General features: G+C 43.0%; 19 protein-coding genes and 2 tRNA genes. 8 read left to right on the top strand and 13 right to left on the bottom strand.

All coding sequences use genetic code 11. The features are described 5' to 3' along the window. The first annotated feature begins 29 nt into the window (after positions 1-29). Positions 30-119 (top strand) — tRNA-Ser (locus H4I94_RS12725). A gap of 302 nt (positions 120-421) precedes the next feature. Here H4I94_RS12725 and H4I94_RS12720 read toward each other — a convergent pair. Both H4I94_RS12720 and H4I94_RS12715 read right to left on the bottom strand, forming a co-directional pair. Beyond that, positions 422-679 carry a hypothetical protein gene (locus H4I94_RS12720; protein WP_261183331.1) on the bottom strand — a complete coding sequence of 86 codons (258 nt, stop codon included), beginning with the start codon at positions 677-679 and terminating at the stop codon, positions 422-424. A 103-nt stretch (positions 680-782) separates the two neighbouring features. Then, positions 783-974: a hypothetical protein gene (locus H4I94_RS12715; protein ID WP_261183330.1), complete on the bottom strand. Its 192-nt coding sequence runs from the start codon at positions 972-974 to the stop codon at positions 783-785. A 385-nt stretch (positions 975-1,359) separates the two neighbouring features. Here H4I94_RS12715 and H4I94_RS12710 point away from each other — a divergent pair, with 385 nt between their 5' ends. After that, on the top strand, positions 1,360-1,587 hold the full coding sequence (locus tag H4I94_RS12710; RefSeq protein ID WP_092820453.1) for a hypothetical protein: 228 nt from the start codon (positions 1,360-1,362) through the stop codon (positions 1,585-1,587). A gap of 140 nt (positions 1,588-1,727) precedes the next feature. Continuing rightward, positions 1,728-1,803 (top strand) — tRNA-Thr (locus tag H4I94_RS12705). Between the two features lie 80 nt (positions 1,804-1,883). Here H4I94_RS12705 and H4I94_RS12700 read toward each other — a convergent pair. The 3 genes from H4I94_RS12700 to H4I94_RS12690 form a co-directional block, all read right to left on the bottom strand. Then, positions 1,884-2,717 (bottom strand): SAM-dependent methyltransferase, encoded by an 834-nt coding sequence (locus tag H4I94_RS12700; protein WP_261183329.1) that lies wholly within the window; start codon positions 2,715-2,717, stop codon positions 1,884-1,886. Positions 2,718-2,720: 3 nt separating this feature from the next. After that, positions 2,721-4,019, bottom strand: a complete 1,299-nt coding sequence (locus H4I94_RS12695) for an FAD-dependent oxidoreductase (RefSeq protein ID WP_261183328.1) — start codon at positions 4,017-4,019, stop codon at positions 2,721-2,723. 429 nt (positions 4,020-4,448) lie between these two features. Beyond that, positions 4,449-5,336, bottom strand: coding sequence for a pirin family protein (locus H4I94_RS12690; RefSeq protein ID WP_261183325.1), 888 nt, complete (start codon positions 5,334-5,336; stop codon positions 4,449-4,451). Positions 5,337-5,651: 315 nt separating this feature from the next. Between H4I94_RS12690 and ycaC the strand changes: the two genes are divergently transcribed. Together ycaC and H4I94_RS12680 are read left to right on the top strand one after the other, a co-directional pair. Next, positions 5,652-6,278, top strand: coding sequence for an isochorismate family cysteine hydrolase YcaC (ycaC, locus tag H4I94_RS12685; protein WP_261183324.1), 627 nt, complete (start codon positions 5,652-5,654; stop codon positions 6,276-6,278). Positions 6,279-6,400: 122 nt separating this feature from the next. Then, complete coding sequence (locus tag H4I94_RS12680) at positions 6,401-7,324, top strand: LysR substrate-binding domain-containing protein (protein ID WP_261183323.1); 924 nt, start codon at positions 6,401-6,403, stop codon at positions 7,322-7,324. A 73-nt stretch (positions 7,325-7,397) separates the two neighbouring features. Here the strand turns inward: H4I94_RS12680 and ahpC are convergent, their stop codons facing one another. Both ahpC and H4I94_RS12670 read right to left on the bottom strand, forming a co-directional pair. Next, a complete protein-coding gene (gene ahpC / locus H4I94_RS12675) occupies positions 7,398-7,961 on the bottom strand; it encodes an alkyl hydroperoxide reductase subunit C (protein ID WP_092820458.1) in 564 nt (187 codons plus the stop codon). A 138-nt stretch (positions 7,962-8,099) separates the two neighbouring features. Then, on the bottom strand, positions 8,100-8,750 hold the full coding sequence (locus H4I94_RS12670) for a TetR/AcrR family transcriptional regulator (RefSeq protein WP_261183368.1): 651 nt from the start codon (positions 8,748-8,750) through the stop codon (positions 8,100-8,102). Between the two features lie 140 nt (positions 8,751-8,890). Between H4I94_RS12670 and H4I94_RS12665 the strand changes: the two genes are divergently transcribed. Then, complete coding sequence (locus H4I94_RS12665) at positions 8,891-9,355, top strand: hotdog fold domain-containing protein (protein ID WP_261183321.1); 465 nt, start codon at positions 8,891-8,893, stop codon at positions 9,353-9,355. A gap of 90 nt (positions 9,356-9,445) precedes the next feature. Here the strand turns inward: H4I94_RS12665 and ssb are convergent, their stop codons facing one another. The 3 genes from ssb to H4I94_RS12650 form a co-directional block, all read right to left on the bottom strand. Further along, positions 9,446-10,033 carry a single-stranded DNA-binding protein gene (ssb, locus tag H4I94_RS12660; protein WP_131272705.1) on the bottom strand — a complete coding sequence of 196 codons (588 nt, stop codon included), beginning with the start codon at positions 10,031-10,033 and terminating at the stop codon, positions 9,446-9,448. A 51-nt stretch (positions 10,034-10,084) separates the two neighbouring features. Next, positions 10,085-11,449 carry an MFS transporter gene (locus H4I94_RS12655; RefSeq protein WP_261183320.1) on the bottom strand — a complete coding sequence of 455 codons (1,365 nt, stop codon included), beginning with the start codon at positions 11,447-11,449 and terminating at the stop codon, positions 10,085-10,087. Positions 11,450-11,596: 147 nt separating this feature from the next. Continuing rightward, positions 11,597-12,682 carry a DUF475 domain-containing protein gene (locus H4I94_RS12650; RefSeq protein WP_131272707.1) on the bottom strand — a complete coding sequence of 362 codons (1,086 nt, stop codon included), beginning with the start codon at positions 12,680-12,682 and terminating at the stop codon, positions 11,597-11,599. 238 nt (positions 12,683-12,920) lie between these two features. Between H4I94_RS12650 and tenA the strand changes: the two genes are divergently transcribed. Further along, entirely contained in the window at positions 12,921-13,592 is a 672-nt protein-coding gene (gene tenA, locus H4I94_RS12645; protein ID WP_092820463.1) for a thiaminase II, read from the top strand. A gap of 267 nt (positions 13,593-13,859) precedes the next feature. Here the strand turns inward: tenA and H4I94_RS12640 are convergent, their stop codons facing one another. Together H4I94_RS12640 and H4I94_RS12635 are read right to left on the bottom strand one after the other, a co-directional pair. Continuing rightward, positions 13,860-14,201, bottom strand: a complete 342-nt coding sequence (locus tag H4I94_RS12640) for a GlpM family protein (RefSeq protein ID WP_131272708.1) — start codon at positions 14,199-14,201, stop codon at positions 13,860-13,862. Positions 14,202-14,265: 64 nt separating this feature from the next. Then, entirely contained in the window at positions 14,266-14,622 is a 357-nt protein-coding gene (locus H4I94_RS12635) for a DUF1304 domain-containing protein (protein WP_409976748.1), read from the bottom strand. A gap of 243 nt (positions 14,623-14,865) precedes the next feature. On the opposite strand from H4I94_RS12635, the gene uvrA reads away from it, so the two are divergent. Then, a complete protein-coding gene (gene uvrA, locus H4I94_RS12630; protein ID WP_131272709.1) occupies positions 14,866-17,697 on the top strand; it encodes an excinuclease ABC subunit UvrA in 2,832 nt (943 codons plus the stop codon). A 95-nt stretch (positions 17,698-17,792) separates the two neighbouring features. On the opposite strand, the gene H4I94_RS12625 is transcribed toward uvrA, so the two are convergent. Further along, positions 17,793-19,048: KAP family P-loop domain protein (locus tag H4I94_RS12625; RefSeq protein ID WP_261183319.1), on the bottom strand; the 1,256-nt coding region annotated here is incomplete at its 5' end.

Here is a 19,048-nt window from a genome sequence, read left to right as displayed (position 1 = left end):
GCTTTTTTTCGCTATTATCGCGCTCCAATGGTGAGGTGTCCGAGTGGCTGAAGGAGCACGCCTGGAAAGTGTGTATACGTTTGCGCGTATCGAGGGTTCGAATCCCTCTCTCACCGCCAGATTCGAAAGAACTGCAATCCAAAGCAGTGACGAAAGGCTTAAACTGTAATGGTTTAAGCCTTTTTTATCGTATCTTATTCAGCAAAAATACCCCGCGATTCTAAAACCGTAAAAATAAACTGGGAAAAATCGTCAAGATTGAGATCTTTATATTATCTACTGCGGCTTAATAAGCTCAGACCAGGCTAGCGGATGTAATATTAAGCAGCCAACTTCGCCTCTATATAATTGATATTTAAAAAGTGATTCAAACCGAAAAAACTGAGTAATGAACGGTTAATATTCACATGGTTTTGAAACATTATTTATCTTCAAAATATTTCTGACATCCCTGAAAAAATTCCTCATTGAAATTCATGGCGGGATCGTCTTTGTCATCATCGCATTGATCTACAGATTTAAGATGGTCTTGTGCATAGCGATAGCCATAATACTGTTCGCTCCCTTCTTGAAAACCGCCAAATTCCTCTTTTTTCATGGATTGAACATACAGCAAGGCAGCAAGGGCTATAAGGATAAGTACCACTCCAGCAATGATCATTTTGGCCTGTTTTGTCATCTTATGTATTTCCCTTTAGCCGATTGATAAATAATACCCTTCAAACCCTCTAGCCAGAAAAAATCCGTTTATCGTCAACCGGAATCCTCATGCAAAAAATGCGTTACTTCTGTTGCCTGATTGGATTTTCAGGCTGTTCATTCGGCTTTTTTTGCGGATTGAATGTTTCGATATGTTGGTCCGGTTGGTCCGGTTGAGGGTTGGGTGGATTAGGGTGTTTCTGCTGATCAGGATTTTGAGTTAAAGGAACAGGCTGTTTTTGCTGGTCTGGTTGTTGGTTATCTTGTGCAGTCATGTTTATCTATCCTGTACATTACTATTAATCACTTGCGCCACATCAGCATTAATCTACACCTTAAAGTTCATTCTCTAACGCCAGCTATGTTTCAATTTCCATCATTGTAAATGTAATGTCTCTAGATAATTGATCTGCAATAGCTTCGATGTAACCCGCTTCACATTAATTACCAAAAGCCATCAAAGCCTGGGATTTCATTAACATGTCACATAAATGGCACAATTTCTGCACGCTATTATTTCGAGTCCACAAACTGAAAAAACCTATTGAAATATGATCATATAAATGCAATATTTCCATGATAACAATCATATAACAGAGCCTGAAGTCGACCTATAAAAGCACATTGAACACATAGAAAAACTGCTATTCGGGAGTAGATATGAATACCAGCAATAATTATGTCAAACAAATCAAGAATGCTAAACGTGGTGGTTATACTCCAACAATTGCCAAGGATATTAATAAACATAAAATTCAAAAAGCCCTCCGACTGATCGAACAATGGCGCAAACTCGCCGACGAACTTAAACCACAAATGCAAATCGATATGGCTTTAACCCTGGAAGAATGTGCTCAAGACCTGGACCAGATTTTAAGGAGCAAATAACCGGTTCAATCGCAACAGGACATGAATGTGAATAGCGGATGTAGAGGGTGATGGAGAATAGCCGGCTCCATTCACCCGAACCAACCGCTCATTTTTTGGCTTGCGTTTTCAAAAAAAATCGCTATTATTCTCTGCACGTTGCCGGCATAGCTCAGTTGGTAGAGCAACTGACTTGTAATCAGTAGGTCCACAGTTCGAATCCGTGTGCCGGCACCATTTTATACTCAGCCTCGCTTTTTAGTGAGGCTTTGTTGTTTTTGCACTTAGCTTTTAAAAACTAAAATATTGCTCCATGCTCAGGCATTCTTTTTCGCACTGATCTGTACATAATTGACCAACCCATCCTGATACAGCTGCTGACAGAGCTTTGCGGTCATGCGAATCTTAAAGGCATCCATCGCTGTGCCCTGCTGCGGCAATTGCTGCACATGTTGCACATAGCTTGCAAATCCCTGCAAAACGGCTTTGGATAAATCCCGAATTTCAATGTCGCTAAAATCATGTTGCTGCAAGGTCTGCTCCAAGAGCGGTGCGGTCATTAAATGTTCCAGATTCACATCAGCAGCCTTGAGCAGCCATCTGTATTTTTGCTGTTGCAGTCCATTTAAATTCGACCATTGCTCGGACAGCATTAAATAATGAAAGCCCAGTCGGCCTTGTGAATTTAAAACACTGCCGACTGAATCGAGAAATGAATTCAGATGGGAATGATAGGCAGCATCAATACACAGCACCACATCAAAGCGCTGTTTGAAAGGAATCTGTTTTAAATTTAAAAAGGATTGCGGGTAAATGGCCGCAATGTGCGGAAAATGTTTTTGAATTTGCTGCACGCAGCTGGATTGTAACTCTACTGCTTCAATATGCTGAACCCGATAGTGCTGTTGCCAGTACAGCAGACTTGCTCCCTGCCCACAGCCTAAATCCAATAAACAGTCATTTGAATTTAAAGCTACTGCTTGCGCCAGTTGATCTGCCAATTGGCGGCAAGCTTCTGGATAGGAAGATCTTGCATCCTCCCAATAGCCCAGATTGCTCCAGGCGAGGACAGCATCATCTCCTAACTGTTTGGCATTGATTGCGTATTTATGTTGAGGAAGTTTCTGCCGAATCGCTTGAAGCCATTTCATGTCTTAGTAGCCGAGTTGTGGGGCAACCTCAACTTTAGGTTTTAATCCAACAAACGGCAATGGGGCATTCAGAATTTCCGCAATATTCATGGCTGAAGTCACTGCCGATTCCAAAAGCGGCAAACCATCACAAGACCAGGAACCACAATAGTACACTTTACGGTTTAGATCTTTATGACGGACTTGCAGTTCTTTATTTAAAGCCACTGTTTGTGAGTCCACCACAGCACGGGTTAAGGTCACTGACGAGATGATTTTTTTCGGGTCAATCTCCGTCACTGGCTGCCAGGTCTGGAACACTGGATTTTTACCGACCAGACTCGGCTCGACCGAATTCAGCCATACGGTAAACTGTTGGCGGGTAAATTTACGATCCATCATATAACTGAGTACCGCCCAATCTTTACGTTTGGGTGGCATTACGGTTTGGTCAGTGTGTATCACCAATTGACCCTGTTCAAATTTGAATTTCTTTAACAGCGCAATATCGTCTGCAAATTGTTCATTATTTAAAAACGTTTCAATTTTATTGGTCGGCGTGGCCACAATGACACGATCAAAAATGCGTTGCTCACCCGACGCATTTTCAACCACAACACCCTGTTCTTGTTCTTTGACTTGGGTAATGGCAGAACCATCATGAATTTCAATGCCTTCAACCAGCTTGTTTACCAGTGCCGGTGTGCCACCCTGAATACGCAGTAAAGCATCGCCATCCGTCAATTGACGCAAGAATGTCAATAAAGGTTTTGCCGGCCATTCGCCAATGGTTTTCGGGTTACAGGTACAAATGGTATACAGTACAGGCATCACTGCACCATGCCAGAACACTTCTTCAATATCATTATTATTGATAAATTCAGCCAGAGTAATCTCCTGATTCTTTGATTTGAAGAATCGGGTGATGGCCGCTTTCAGTTGCAGCATGCCTTTAACCATGCGCCAGCCATATTGCTGAATGCCTTTCCGGTTATTAATAATCGGAAAATTGCCAATACGGCTGCGTGATGTGGTCAACCAGGTTTCAGTGCGGTCTTCAAACAACCAGCTGCATGCCATATAGGTACGAACAGGAAAAGTGGGTATACCCAAATAGGTTGCCAAACTCAGGGTATTTTTCCACAAATGCGGGTTCATGACGCGTAAGGGCGCATCAATCAGGCCACCTTCGAATTTAATGCTATGGCTATCCATACCACGACCAGGTAACGCTTCAAAAATAGTAATGCTATGACCTGCATCTTTAAGAATTCTTGCGGTAGCTAGCCCAGCCATGCCACTGCCAATAACTGCAATATCCAAAATTATTATCCGTCAGTTACACATAAGATTCTTGAAATTATGAACCAAGCGAGATTAAAAGGTGGTATTAAAATATTCCAGAATGTATGTTTTTAACAAAACTCATCATGAAGCGTCTAAAGTAAAAAATTACCTTTATTTATATAGAAAAAACCTTTTAAAAAATTCAATAAATTGTTTTATTTTTCAAATATAAATAATAAAAAACCTTTAAAAAAAGCAATATATATTAACCGTTTTTATAACAAACGTTTTACAAAATCCTCTAATATTATTATGATACATAACGCAAAAACTTGATAACTCCATCACGTTTTCCTCAGCTCCAACTATACAAATATGCTGACAACAAAAAAATTCCGTTCGCAAAAAAGCCCCCTCAATTTTTAGGGGGCTCTTTCTTTTTCACTCAGCTCAATGCATACCGACTTAACCTGCAACCGGTATTTCACCGAATTTACCACTATTGAAATCATTAAATGCTTGAATAATTTCATCTTTGCTATTCATCACAAAAGGTCCGTAGCCTTGAATTGGCTCATTTAACGGTTGACCGGTCAGCAGTAAGAATTTGCTGTCTTGCAGTGCTTCAAGTCGAATATCGGCTTCGCCATCTTGAGCAAACATCACAATCGAGCTGTCTTGTACATGCTGCGTTCCGTTCAGCTGCATTTCGCCAGACAACACCACAAGCAGTACATTATGATCGACAGGAACATGCAAATGCTGAACCTGCCCGGCTTTTAATTGGCCATCCCAGACATTGACCGGAGTATGGGTGGAAGCAGGACCCTGATGTTCTGCATGACCGTCCATATAGCGGCCGGCGATCACCCGGATATGCCCTGCAGCATGTTCAAATTCAATGACCGGGATGTCCTTTGCTGCAATCGCCTGATATTTCGGTGCGGTCATTTTGTCTGCTGCAGGCAGATTAACCCACAACTGTACCATTTCAAACAGGCCGCCTTTTTGGGCAAACTCAGCCGAATGAAATTCTTCATGCACCAGACCTGCTCCTGCCGTCATCCATTGCACATCACCGCTTTGAATGGTCCCACCGCCACCCGCCGAGTCCTTATGCGTCACTTCACCCTGATAGGCAAGGGTCACGGTTTCAAAACCGCGATGCGGATGGGAACCGACACCATGCTGCTGCGTCGTTGGGCTAAAATGGTAGGGTGCTGCATAGTCCAAAAGTAAAAATGGACTGATCGCCTGTCCTAAGCGGTCATAGGAAAACAGGTTTTTCACCGGAAAGCCGTCACCTACCCAATGCATGTTCTGGTTACGGTAAACGCCAATAATTTTTTTCATCTTTTAAACTCCTATATTCTCGATAGGATGAACATGGACTTATGTTAGTGCTTTCATTGTTCTGAATATAGAGTGACATTAATACACACTGTCCTACAAACAAGACAAAATGACTTTATCGAATAATCATCCAGTTTAAATATTTAGAAAAAAGCCTCATATTTATAAATTATCCTATTTTTATGATTAACCTTCTCGTAATCGGCGCTTCCATTGTCCTATTTTCACACTTAGCATAAAAAATATCACGACATCGCCACACTTCTGCTTTCGGTTGATGTCAGGATGTTTTTCATCACAACAAGGAATAGGAAAATGAGCAAGCCTTACATTCGTTTAGATAAAGAGAATGCAGCGGTTCTTCTGGTGGATCATCAAACCGGTCTGTTATCGCTGGTACGCGACATCGATCCAGACAAATTTAAAAATAACGTATTGGCCCTGGCTGCAGCAGCCAAATATTTCAATCTTCCAACGATTTTAACCACCAGTTTTGAACAGGGCCCTAATGGTCCATTGGTACCCGAACTGAAAGAGATGTTTCCGGATGCACCTTATATCGCCCGTCCCGGTCAAATTAATGCCTGGGACAATGAAGACTTCGTTAAAGCGGTAAAAGCCACAGGTAAAAAACAGCTGATTATTGCCGGTGTGGTGACTGAAGTCTGTGTCGCCTTCCCGGCACTTTCAGCGCTTGAAGAAGATTTTGAAGTGTTCGTGATTACCGATGCTTCCGGCACCTTTAACCCTTTAACCCGTGATTCTGCCTGGAATCGCATGTCTAATGCCGGCGCGCAACTGATGACCTGGTTTGGAGCTGCCTGTGAATTGCACCGTGACTGGCGTAATGACATTGAAGGTTTGGGTACCCTGTTCTCCAATCACATCCCGGATTATCGCAACCTGATCAACAGCTATAACCAGCACAGCGCTCAAAAATAACCCTCGTCTTTTTAAGATAAGCGGTCTTCGGATCGCTTATTTTGTCTTATTCAATATCCGTTATCTGGCTGATTTTCCGCTAGAATAACGGTTATTCCCCGGTCCTGTTCTGAGCATGATGTATGCATTCATTTGATGATTATTATTACTTTTTCCTGGTGGTTAAACACGGGGGATTTAGTGCAGCAAGTGAAGCCAGCAATATCACCAAATCAAAACTCAGCCGACGCATTTTAGATCTGGAACGCCAGTTTAATGTCAGCCTGATTCAGCGTTCCACCCGTCATTTTAAAGTGACGCCTTTGGGACAGGAGTTTTATGAGGAATGTTGCAAGGTCATTGCACAGGTCGAATGTGCCAATCATGTCTTGCTGAAACAAAAAAGCGAACCACAAGGCCTGATCAAAATCAGCTGCCCTGCACTGATGATGCATTTCCAGATACGAACTTTACTCAACCAGTTTTTAAAAGATTATCCCAAAGTCCAGATTGAACTGGAGCTGACCAGCCGCCGTGTCGACCTGCTGCATGATGATATCGACCTGGCTATTCGCACCAATTTTCAGGCCAATGAAGACTCCAGCCTGATTGTCCGTGACGTGATTAAAACCACGCATTGCCTGGTGGCCAGTCCGGAACTGTTACAGGGACGGCAAATCCGGCATTTCACCGAATTGCATGAATTTCCAAGCATTGTTCTCGGTACGCAAAAATCACAATATTACTGGCATTTACACAATCGCGAGCATGATGAAGTGATTGATATTCCGCTGCAACCGCGGATCAAAAGCAACGATCTGGCAGGGGTTTATTACGCGGTACGTGACGGTTTGGGCATTGCCGACTTGCCCTATCTGGCGGTTGAACAGGACCTCCAGCAAGGCAGGCTGATTCATATTTTACCGGAATGGTGCTCAAATTTAGGCACAGTGCAACTGGTCTATGCTTCGCGTAAAGGGCAACGTCTGGTGATGGAAAAACTGATTGATTACTTGATGAAAGGTCTAAAAGATTTAGCCAGGGATCACCTCGGCTATACGCCTTAATTTTCAAACAATAGACATAAAAAAATCCAGAACCAAAGTCCTGGATTTTTTAGAAGATTATTTTAACTTGAGATTAGATTTTACCGATCAGGTCGATTGAAGGTGCAAGGGTAGCATCACCTTCTTTCCATTTAGCCGGACACACTTCACCTGGGTGAGCATGGACATATTGTGCAGCTTTCACTTTACGCAGGAGTTCTTGCGCATCACGGCCAATACCCCCAGCGTTGATTTCAATAATCTGGATTTTGCCTTCCGGGTCAATCACGAAAGTACCACGGTCAGCCAGACCTTCAGCTTCGATGAGCACTTCGAAGTTTTTTGCCAAGGTCCAGGTTGGGTCACCCACCATGCTGTACTGGATTTTCTTGATTTCTTCAGAAGAATCGTGCCAGGCTTTGTGAGTGAAATGGGTATCTGTCGATACTGAATAGATTTCTACGCCCATTTTCTGGAATTCAGCATAATTATCAGCTAAATCACCGAGTTCGGTTGGACAAACGAATGTGAAATCTGCAGGATAGAAAAATACCACGGACCATTTTCCGATCATGTCCTGTTCAGACACTTGGATGAATTCACCGTTTTTATATGCTGTTGCGTTGAATGGCTTTACTTCAGTATTGATTAAACTCATGAGATATCCTCTAGCTCGTTTCTGGGATTGCTTATCTGGTGAAGCTAGAATACGAAAGTTTCTTAAATAGGTAAAACCGTACTTTTTTATAAAAATAATCGAATTTTTAGATTTAAAAATTCTATCTTATGCTCTGTTCTAATTGCTGTAGCCAATTTTAGCGTAAGCAGGAAACTGCGTAATCGAATGCCAAGCTGCATCAATCAAAGCTTGCTTATAGAGAATGGGAGAAGTGCTGACTTTGTGTGATAACCAGGCACGGCAATAACTTTCGGTTGCACCCAGCATTAAAGAGAACAGCAATTCACGCGGAATTTTTGCAAGCTGTGCAAGGTCTTCATCTATCTGCTTTTTCAGCCAGTCAAATACCGCCTGATTGCGTTGCTGGTTTTGTGCAGCAATTTCTGCGTGCTGCCCTGCCCCTAAACTCATGCGTGCCATAAACAGGAAGCGGGCAAAGTCAGGGTTCTGCACCACCCAATTGATATATTGGCCAATAATGACAGCCATCCCCTGCTGCACGCCTTGGGCTTGCTGTAATGCAGCTGTGCGCTGCTGCATCTGATCTTGTAAAGCTGCACTAAAAAGTGCTCCGACTAGGCCTTCCTTGTTTTTAAAATGATGATAAATCGCACCCACACTACTGTCTGCACGCTCACGAATCATTTCAATGCTGGTCGCTTCAATCGTGAATTCAGAAAAGCAGTCTAAAGCATGCTGTAGCAAAATGCGCTTCAATTCGGCACGGCGTCCAGGATAAATACGGTGGAATAAATCGGCTTGCTGCATATCCATATGCTTCGATACATGATGAGAACAGGCAAAATCATAGACCATTTATTACCGAAAAGCAGTCACTTATGCCAAATAACAGAATATTATTCTGTATTAGAATGATTTTCTTAAAAATGACAAGAAGGAATTCTCTGATGAGCCAAGCACTAAAAATATGGAATACATTGGCCAATAAGCCTGCCGGGAAATGGACATTTTCTAAAATGCTGTGCTTAAAAGCACCTTATTTCAGCAGCATTTCACCACTATTTGAAAGACTTGAACCCCAATACTGCGAAATCAAGATGAAAAAGCAACGCGCTGTGCTGAATCATCTGGGCACGGTACATGCTATTGCCATGTGCAATATGGCAGAGCTTGCCGGTGGAACCATGACTGATGTCACCGTTCCTGCTACGCATCGCTGGATTCCCAAAGGCATGCAGGTGGAATATCTGAAAAAAGCCAATACCGATTTGGTTGCAGTTGCCACCCCGCTGCAAGTCAATTTTCCATGGAACGCAGGCAGTGATTATCAGGTGCAAGTTGAAGTCAAAGATACCAATCAGGATGTGGTGTTCCGTGCCATCATTACCATGTGGGTGTCTGCCAAGAAATAAGCGTTAACCCCAGACTACTGATCAATCGCCCATGAAAAAACCCTCCACAATGGAAGGGTTTTGAAGATGACTTGCCGTTTTAATTAAAAGTTAGAACGGTAAATCATCATCTAGATCTGCCGGCGCAGCTGCTGCCGGTGCAGGCTGCTGTTTTGGTGCAAAACCGCCTGGGTTGTTGTTGCCATAACCATTACCCGGATTGTTCTGGTTGTTATAACCGCCCTGATTGCCATAACCGCCCTGGTTATTATTATTGTTGTTATAACCGCCGCCTTGATTATTATTGAAACGTGGCTGGTTATAACCGGCGTTATCGCCACCTGCAGCTTGTTCCCCTTGCTGACGGTTGCTATCTAACATTTGCATCTGTTCACCACGAATTTCTGTGGTGTAGCGTTCCTGACCGCTTTGGTCTGTCCACTGACGCGTACGCAATGAACCTTCAATATAAACTTTTGAACCCTTACGTAGATATTGCTGTGCAATTTCACCCAAGCGGTTATGCAACACAATACGATGCCATTCAGTTTGTTCTTTACGCTCACCCGTATTTTTATCAGTCCACGAATCGCTGGTTGCAATTGAAAACTGAGTCAGAGAACCACCATTTGGAAAAGTTTTGGTTTCAGGATCTTTACCTAAAGTTCCAACTAAAATAACTTTATTAACACCACGCATCAGACGTACACTTCCTATTTATTTCTATATTTTACTTTATAAGAGTTATGCTTAAATGGCTACCTCTTTACCCAACAACTGCGTTAAATCTTGTCGCGCAGCTTCATCTATCAGCTGTTTATCAATTTTAACATAAGCAAATTGCTGGTCGGACATCACCACAACCTCTTCAATACCACGAATCGCCAAAAGTTGAGAAGTCCACTCATCCGTTTGTTTTGTCTCGGGCAAGGCCAATACCAGTGAGGAAAGATAGCGCGGCTGGGCCAAGCTAAAGCTGATCAATAACCAGAGCACCGCGATCCCCGCCAGGATGCCCCAACCTATCGAGGTATTATTTAGTAACAAGAGTTGACCGCCAATCATGCCCCCAAAAAATGCCCCTAAAAACTGGCTACTGGAATTGATGCCCATAGCCGTGGCTTTAGACTGGATTGGTGCAGATTTGGATAACCATGAAGGCAACAAGGCCTCCATGACGTTAAAGGCAATAAAGAATAATCCCAAACCTGCCAATAAAACATATTTGGATTCATAGCCAAAAATCAGCACCAGCAGACCCAATACAATTCCAGCAATTGCAGTCAGGAAAATACCGCGCATTTTGCGATATTTTTCCGCCAGAATAATGCTTGGAAAGGCAAAAAACAGGCTAATAATGAGCAGTGGCAGATACACCAGACCATGACTGGATAAGGGAATGCCGGCAAACTGAATCAGTTGCGATGGCATATATACAAACATCGCGGTCAGCAACAGATGCAAGGCAAAAATTGAAATATGCAGACGGTTTAAATCGCCCATTTTCAACACCTGCTTCAGCTGTGCTACATAGCCTTGCTGGTAATTTTTATGATGACGGGTCACTTTAGGGACAAATAACAGCATCGATATGGCAGCCAAACCCATAATGGTCGTCACCCAGAACAGTCCCGAAATCCCCACCAGACTGGTCAACCAAGGTCCCAGACTGAAGGCCACCATAAAGGATACGCCAATGCTCATGCCCATCACAGCCATGGCTTTACTGCGCTGTTCTTCACGGGTGACATCGGCCAAAAGTGCCATCACCACCGCTGAAACTGCACCCCCACCGGCAATGGCCCGGCCAATGATGACGCCATAAATGGTTTCGGACATTGCCGCAACCGCACCACCAAGAGCAAACAGCAACAAGCCCAGAATGATCAAAGGTTTACGGCTAAAGCGGTCGGCCAGCAAGCTAAAAGGAATCTGTAAAATGGCCTGGGTTAAACCATAGACCCCGACGGCTAATCCAATCAGTGCAGGGGTTGCTCCTTGATATGACTGTCCTGCTATAGAAAATACAGGAATAATCATGAACAGACCCAACATACGCAGTGCAAAAATACTGCTTAAGGCAAAGGTTGAACGGCGTTCTAAAGCATTCATCATATCAATTGGCTTAGGTCTATAAGTTTTATTTCAATGGATTATCCTACAACATTCATCTTACAAATGCTGATTTTTCAGGAATGAACCACCACAAAAAAGGACGCATTTTCATGCGCCCCTATTGTACTCGGTTTTCTTAAAAAACCATTAACGGATTCGTTCTTGACGTTTGCTATATTGAATGGATGCAATGACTGCCCAAACAATAAACGCTACCCCAATTAAACCGGTAACCACTTCCGGCACATGCACACCGGTACCGCTGGCCAGCATAATGAAGGCTAAGGCGCCAATGGCATAATGCGCACCGTGTTCAAGATAGATATAGGCATCCAGAGTACCTTTTTCCACCAGATAAATGGTCATTGAACGCACGAACATGGCACCAATCGCCAGACCGAGCATAATAATCACCACATCCGAAGTAATGGCAAAAGCACCAATCACACCATCAAAACTGAACGATGCATCCAATACTTCCAGGTAAATAAAACCGCCCAAGCCGGCTTTAATCACGCCTGTAGAGGCTCCACTGGCATCATGCGCCACAGCATTGCCATCTTCATCAATTTCAGGTTCACCGCCTAACAAGTGGCTCAGTACCTGAACCCCAACATAGACCACAATGCCCCAGATACCCGCCATGGTGACCACCAGACGCACCGCTTCATCTACATTGGCTGCCATGATCAGCAAGCCAATCAGGGCAAGGAATACGGACATTGCCGGTACGTTGGCCAGATTGGACAAGCGTGCTTCCAGCCATTTGAACCAGTGGGTGTCTTTTTCACTATCCAGGAAGAAGTTCAGGAACACCAGCAACAGGAATGAGCCACCAAAGGCTGCAATTTCCGCATGATGGGCCATCAGCTTTTCAGAATAATTAATCGGATCATTCAGGGCCATCTTGACCACTTCCATCATGCCCATGTCGGCAGTCACGGCAACAATCACAATTGGGAACACCAGACGCATACCAAATACAGCAATAATGATACCGACGGTTAAGAAAATCATTTTCCAGAAATGATCCCAGCCTCTGAGCACAGAGGCGTTCACCACCGCATTATCGAAAGAAAGCGACACTTCCATCACCGCCAGAATGGCAGTAATGGTCAATGCCGTGAACATGGTCTTTAAACCTGCTTCCGGGCCATGCGTAAAGCCCCAGTATGCAGATATAGCCAGACACACGATCGTAAAAATGATTGAGAAACCAAAATGTTTCATCATGATAGATCGACCTATAGACAAATATTTATATCGGGTGAATTCAGTAAAACTTAAAAAGAGCGCTTAAGATTTTATGCGCACAATTATGACGGCTTTTTGATATTTATCCAAAGTTCTTCGTATGAATTTTTTTTGAGTACAAATCCACTATTTTTTCTGCTGCATATCTTGGGCTGAAAACTCTTGTTATAGTCCTGCCTACTGTAAATTCTTCTTTTAATATCGACAGGATGATGACATGAGCTTTTCTCAAGAGGTATGGCAACGCAACTTGGCTTTATATGAAAAAACTTTAGCCCTGCCATTTAATCAGGAACTAGCACAAGGTACATTAAATAAAGATGTATTTAGCCATTATGTAATTCAGGATGCGCATTATTTACTGGCCTATGGCCGTGCACTGGCAGTCTGCGCTGCAAAAGCCTTTAGCGCTGAAGATGTCATGCAGTTTTCAGATGCCGCCAGGATTGCCATTGTGGTGGAACGCAGCCTGCATGCTGACTTTATGCAGGAATTTGACATTAGCCAGGAAGAATTTAGAACCACGCCGCTGACTCTGGCTTGTCATCATTACACTTCATTTTTAACCGCCACGGCCTGGTCAGAAAGCTATCCGGTGGTACTGGCTTCTTTACTGCCGTGTTTCTGGATTTATGCCGAAGTGGGTAATGCCATTGTTGCCCATTCAGTTCCAAACAATCCTTATCAGGCCTGGATTGACACCTATTCAGGTGAAGAATTTAATCAGGCGGTTCGTAACGTGATTGCGACTATTGATAGCGTAGCTGCGCGTTGTGATGCCGATACTTTAGAGAAAATGCATCATGCCTATACCACGGCGGCTAAACTGGAATGGCTGTTCTGGGATAGTGCCTATGATCAACGCCAATGGTTGGGCTTGGATAATTAATCAAGAATGCCTGTTTCTTTTTGGCGGAGTCTTATCACTCTAAATTAATTTTCAATATCAACCTTCGGTTCGACCTACTTTTCTTTGGGGAAAAGTAGGCAAAACCATTGCTATCTGCAAAACTCGGCAACATTCGGTTTTTATCCAATTCATTATAAAAACATTACTTATTAAATCTTGCGGTGTATACACCTCATGCCTCGAACAGTTGCGAATGGCTCTACCACGATAGCAAATATTTTTAATACTTTAGTTTTTACTAAATCATTACTGCTGAAACATCTGCCAGCCATAAATCAATCCTGCCGCAGCCACAACCCAGCAAAGCGTTGCCACGCCCAAACAAGACCACATCGACATTTTGCTTGCCAACACATAAACCATCAACAAATAGATGGCATAGGGAATTAAAGACCATAAACCAAACAATGCCGTTTTCTGCAAAGCTGCTGCACCTTGCTGCTGTGACACAATTACATGGGCAATTAAGGCAAAAGTCGGAAATAAGGGCACCAGACCGGCAATATAAAACGCCTTACTTTTGGAAAGGAGGGAAATCAGCAGCACAACCGTTGCCCCTAAAATACATTTCAAAAATAAAGCCAGCATCCCGCCTCATCCGAACTGATCAATTGATTGAATCGTATAGTTTACGCCGCGAAATATCGTTTACTTAAACTAAATTCAGCACAATCAAGGCCAGCAGTGCAGGCAATGCCTGAATATAAATAATCTTTTTGCTTGCGGTAATCCCCCCATAAATGCCTGCAACCAACACACAGCCCAAGAAGAAATTCGCCAGTGCAGCCGTATAGCTTGCAGGGGCAAATAATGACCAAATCAGACCTGCAGCTAAGAAACCATTATAAAGTCCCTGATTTTGCGCCAGCACTTTGGTCAGTTTTGCCTTTTCCACAGTATTGCCAAAGGCTTTCATACCTAAAGGCTTATCCCACAAGAACATTTCTAAAATTAAAATATAGAGATGTAACAGCGCGATCAGGGCAATCAGAACTTTTGTAATAATCATGAGATTTCCGTTTTTTATTTTTCAGACGATATTTTGCATTTTAACGGTGAATCGGTCGAAATACAGAATTTCAATATCTAAATGTATGACTTATAGGTACAGCGAAATGCCATTTCTACGTATTTGATTTAAATCCTTGAGCAGCCCGACACAGACTGACGTTTTATTTTTATTAAATAAAGCTTGAACATTTTTCATGCGCTATCATATATAGGTTTTTGATGAATTTTCTAGGATCATTGCATGAGCCAAAGTCATATCCGTATTCGAGGTGCACGTACCCATAACTTAAAAAATGTGTCACTCGATATTCCACGCGACAAGTTTGTGGTGATTACGGGGCTTTCGGGTTCAGGTAAATCATCCCTCGCCTTTGATACCTTATATGCCGAAGGTCAGCGCCGTTATGTGGAATCCCTGTCTGCCTATGCACGCCAGTTCCTGTCGCAAATGGAAAAACCGGAAGTTGACTCGATTGAAGGTTTAAGTCCCGCGATTGCCATCGAGCAGAAATCGACCAGCCATAACCCGCGTTCAACTGTGGGAACAATCACGGAAATTTACGACTATTTGCGTCTTTTATATGCCCGTGTAGGAACACCATATTGTCCTGAACATGACTTGCCGATGGTGGCGCAGACCGTATCGGAAATGGTCGATGCGGTTAAAAGTCTGGAAGAAGGCACAGCCTTGATGCTGCTTGCACCCGTAGTACGTGAACGCAAAGGTGAATACAGCAATCTGTTTGAACAGCTGCAAAGTCAGGGCTTTGTCCGTGCCCGTGTGGATGGTGAGATTGTTGAAATTGACACCCCACCCGAACTGGACAAAAAGAAAAAGCACACCATTGAAGTGGTGGTTGACCGCTTTAAAGTCCGTGATGACTTGGGTAACCGGATTGCCGAATCCTTCGAAACTGCGCTGCGTTTAGGCGGCGATATTGCCATTCTGGCCTGGATGAAAGGCGAACAACCGGAACGGGTTTTCTCTGCCAAGCACTCCTGCCCGGAATGCGACCGTGCGGTTGCCGAACTGGAACCGCGCCTGTTTTCATTCAACAATCCCTTTGGCGCCTGCCCGGTCTGTGATGGTCTGGGAACCCGCAGCCATTTCAGTGCAGAAAAGCTGATTCCCAATACTGAAGTTTCGATTAGCCAGGGTGCAATTCGCGGTTGGGACAGACAGCGTCCTTATTACTACAGCATGATTGAAAAAGTCGCAGAGCATTTTGGCTTTTCCCTGGATACGCCGTGGAACGAGCTGGATGCCGAGACCAAAAAGAAATTCCTGTACGGGACCGGCAAGGAAAAAATCGATTTAAGCTATATTGATGAGCGCGGGCGCAAACACAATCGTGTCATGCCTTTTGAAGGCATCTTGCCGCATCTGGAACGTCGTTACCGTGAAACGGAATCGAACTATGTGCGTGATGATTTAGCCCAGTACCTTTCCAATGCCGCTTGTGATGCCTGTGGCGGTTCACGTCTGAATGAAATTTCCCGCAATGTCCGGGTCAAAGACAAAACCATTGCCGAGATCACCAAGATGTCGATTGGCGATGCCGAAAGCTATTATCAGGACTTAAATCTTGAAGGGGCCAAAGGTGAAATTGCCGACAAGATTTTCAAGGAAATCCGTGAGCGTCTGCACTTCCTGGTTTCAGTGGGCTTAAATTATCTCAGCCTGTCCCGTTCTGCCGAAACCCTGTCTGGCGGTGAAGCACAGCGTATCCGTCTGGCATCACAAATTGGTGCCGGCCTGATGGGGGTGATGTACGTACTGGATGAACCATCCATCGGTTTGCATCAACGTGATAATGACCGCCTGCTGGAAACCCTGGTTCGCCTGCGTGATTTGGGCAATACCGTGCTGGTGGTCGAGCATGATGAAGATGCAATTCGTGCCGCCGACCATATTATTGATATTGGTCCGGGTGCAGGCGTACATGGCGGTCATGTGATTGCCGAAGGAACCTATGAAGAACTGGCAGCCCATGAAGACTCGCTGACCGGAAAGTATCTTTCAGGCAAGTTGAAAATTGAAGTTCCGAAAGTCCGGACTCAGCCGCCAAAACCGGAAGAGCAAATCAGGCTGATGGGGGCTGCCGGCCATAACCTGAAAAATGTCGACCTGACTATTCCTTTAGGCGTGATGACCTGCGTGACTGGAGTTTCAGGTTCGGGTAAATCAACCTTGATTAACCGTACCCTGTTACCATTGGCCGCAACACAATTAAACGGTGCAACGACTTTAACGGCTGAAAAGTTTGACTCGATTGATGGTCTGCAATTTCTGGATAAAGTCGTGGATATTGACCAGAGCCCGATTGGACGTACCCCACGTTCTAACCCGGCGACTTATACTGGTCTGTTCACCCCGATTCGTGAGTTATTTGCCCAAACGCCAGAAGCCAAGGCGCGTGGTTATGCCGCAGGTCGTTTCTCGTTTAACGTGAAAGGCGGTCGCTGTGAAGCCTGTGAGGGTGACGGCATGATCAAGGTCGCCATGCACTTCCTGCCGGATATGTATGTGCCTTGCGATGCCTGTCATGGCAAACGCTATAATCGTGAAACTTTGGAAGTCGGCTATAAGGGTAAAAACATTTCTGATGTACTGGAAATGACGGTTGAAGATGCCATGCATTTCTTTGATGCCATTCCGGTCATTCACCGCCGTCTGGAAACCTTAAATCAGGTGGGTCTGGGCTATATCCGTTTGGGTCAGTCTGCAACCACCCTTTCCGGTGGTGAAGCACAGCGGGTCAAACTGGCACGAGAACTGGCCAAACGTGATACCGGTAAAACCCTGTATGTACTGGATGAACCGACTACCGGTCTGCATTTCCACGATATTGCCAAGCTGCTCGACATTCTGCATGAGCTACGCAACAAGGGAAATACCATTGTGGTGATTGAGCATAATCTGGATGTGATTAAAACCGCTGACTGGGTAATTGATCTGGGTCCTGAAGGCGGTGCCGGTGGCGGTATGATTATTGCCGAAGGTACGCCTGAACAGGTGGTTAAATCTAAGGTTTCACATACAGCGAAGTTCTTGAAGCCGTTGTTGAAATAATTTAATCCACCCCGACCCTCCTTTAAAAAAGGAGGGAGTATTCCATTATTAAATAAGTGGTATTCCCCTCTTTTCTAAAGAGGGGTTAGGGGAGATTAATCTAAATGATTTTCTATAATATCTTGCATAAAATTTTTCTTGAATTCAGACTCTTCACCAATTTTGTTAAGTACTTCAACAACTATTGATTTCATCGAAATGTCATCTATTGAAACATTACTTAGCAATCTTAGACAGGCTATTAATGTTTTATCCTTTTCAACAATAAATTTTTCATCATAAATATCAATAGTTAAGTATTTAAACCATTCTTCTAATGAGAATTTATTTAACTCTTTTTTATCATCTGCACTTTTAAAATTTTCATACTGTAAATAATATGAAATAATCTCTTTTAAACTTTTCTCTGAATGATATTCTTCAGCTAACTTATCGATATGTTCATAAAAAATATTATCTGGATTACCCCATAGTCTTAACTCTTCTTTTTTACGTGAAATAGCTTTACCAATATCTGTATGTATTACTTTCAATACATCTTGCTTAAATTTTTCAGACTCTTGTTCATTAGACAAATATTTCTTTATAAATTCATAAACAACAGATGTATTATATATTGTCTCATTAGATATGCACTCTGCACCAATTTGAGCAATAAATTTAAAGTCCGCCTCTGAAATATTAAAGTTAAATCTTCTGTCAAAAATGTCCCATATTTTATTTTTTAAATTTTGATTTTCTTCAGAAATCAACTCAGAATTTGCCAATGAATATAAAACAGCGAAATCTACATTTTCTTTCTGCTGAAACCAATTTTTAAACTGTATTTGCCATTCATCCCCACCATTCACCAAGCTGAAAGAAACTTTTTTTAATTTATCAAAAATTTTATCTTCTACCTGTACAGTAGTGCCTCTTCCCTTACCTGCTATTCTCGCTAAAGATGCACTAACATTTAAATCATTCCAATTTATATTCCAAATAGTGCCAAAATCCTCAATAAAATATCCTTGTAAAATCCGAATCAAAATTATTTCTTTAGTCGAATCGGCAACTTCGCTTGGTAATTTTTCTAAAAATTGTTTATACAATTTAATAACTTTTTGAAAAAACCTAAAATTATGAATTTCTAACTCATCTGCAAACTTCACCATCAAATCAACTAATGACTTATCTATATCTTTAGTATTTCCACGAATCAAAGGCTCAACCGATGTAATTTTGACTGTTTCATCTATCAATTTCTCTTTATATTCAGCGTATTTTTCTTTGTTTTTTTCTTCTGTTTTTGACTCATCTAAAATCAAAATTACCTGACAATTTCTTTCCAATTTAAGCTGATTTGCCAAAC

The organism is Acinetobacter sp. T_3_1 (assembly GCF_025377055.1).
Lineage (GTDB): Bacteria > Pseudomonadota > Gammaproteobacteria > Pseudomonadales > Moraxellaceae > Acinetobacter > Acinetobacter kookii.
The sequence above is the reverse complement of the archived record's forward strand: the minus strand, read 5'-3'. Positions and strand labels throughout refer to the sequence as shown.

Bases quoted from the DNA above. Each gene is read 5' to 3' on its own strand.
- uvrA (WP_131272709.1), top strand. From the start codon at position 14,866: ATGAGCCAAAGTCATATCCGTATTCGAGGTGCACGTACCCATAACTTA.
- H4I94_RS12690 (WP_261183325.1), bottom strand. From the start codon at position 5,336: ATGAAAAAAATTATTGGCGTTTACCGTAACCAGAACATGCATTGGGTA.
- ssb (WP_131272705.1), bottom strand. From the start codon at position 10,033: ATGCGTGGTGTTAATAAAGTTATTTTAGTTGGAACTTTAGGTAAAGAT.
- H4I94_RS12680 (WP_261183323.1), top strand. From the start codon at position 6,401: ATGCATTCATTTGATGATTATTATTACTTTTTCCTGGTGGTTAAACAC.
- ahpC (WP_092820458.1), bottom strand. From the start codon at position 7,961: ATGAGTTTAATCAATACTGAAGTAAAGCCATTCAACGCAACAGCATAT.
- H4I94_RS12635 (WP_409976748.1), bottom strand. From the start codon at position 14,622: ATGATTATTACAAAAGTTCTGATTGCCCTGATCGCGCTGTTACATCTC.
- ycaC (WP_261183324.1), top strand. From the start codon at position 5,652: ATGAGCAAGCCTTACATTCGTTTAGATAAAGAGAATGCAGCGGTTCTT.
- H4I94_RS12710 (WP_092820453.1), top strand. From the start codon at position 1,360: ATGAATACCAGCAATAATTATGTCAAACAAATCAAGAATGCTAAACGT.
- H4I94_RS12715 (WP_261183330.1), bottom strand. From the start codon at position 974: ATGACTGCACAAGATAACCAACAACCAGACCAGCAAAAACAGCCTGTT.
- H4I94_RS12700 (WP_261183329.1), bottom strand. From the start codon at position 2,717: ATGAAATGGCTTCAAGCGATTCGGCAGAAACTTCCTCAACATAAATAC.
- H4I94_RS12665 (WP_261183321.1), top strand. From the start codon at position 8,891: ATGAGCCAAGCACTAAAAATATGGAATACATTGGCCAATAAGCCTGCC.
- H4I94_RS12670 (WP_261183368.1), bottom strand. From the start codon at position 8,750: ATGCAGCAAGCCGATTTATTCCACCGTATTTATCCTGGACGCCGTGCC.
- H4I94_RS12650 (WP_131272707.1), bottom strand. From the start codon at position 12,682: ATGATGAAACATTTTGGTTTCTCAATCATTTTTACGATCGTGTGTCTG.
- tenA (WP_092820463.1), top strand. From the start codon at position 12,921: ATGAGCTTTTCTCAAGAGGTATGGCAACGCAACTTGGCTTTATATGAA.
- H4I94_RS12720 (WP_261183331.1), bottom strand. From the start codon at position 679: ATGACAAAACAGGCCAAAATGATCATTGCTGGAGTGGTACTTATCCTT.
- H4I94_RS12655 (WP_261183320.1), bottom strand. From the start codon at position 11,449: ATGATGAATGCTTTAGAACGCCGTTCAACCTTTGCCTTAAGCAGTATT.
- H4I94_RS12640 (WP_131272708.1), bottom strand. From the start codon at position 14,201: ATGCTGGCTTTATTTTTGAAATGTATTTTAGGGGCAACGGTTGTGCTG.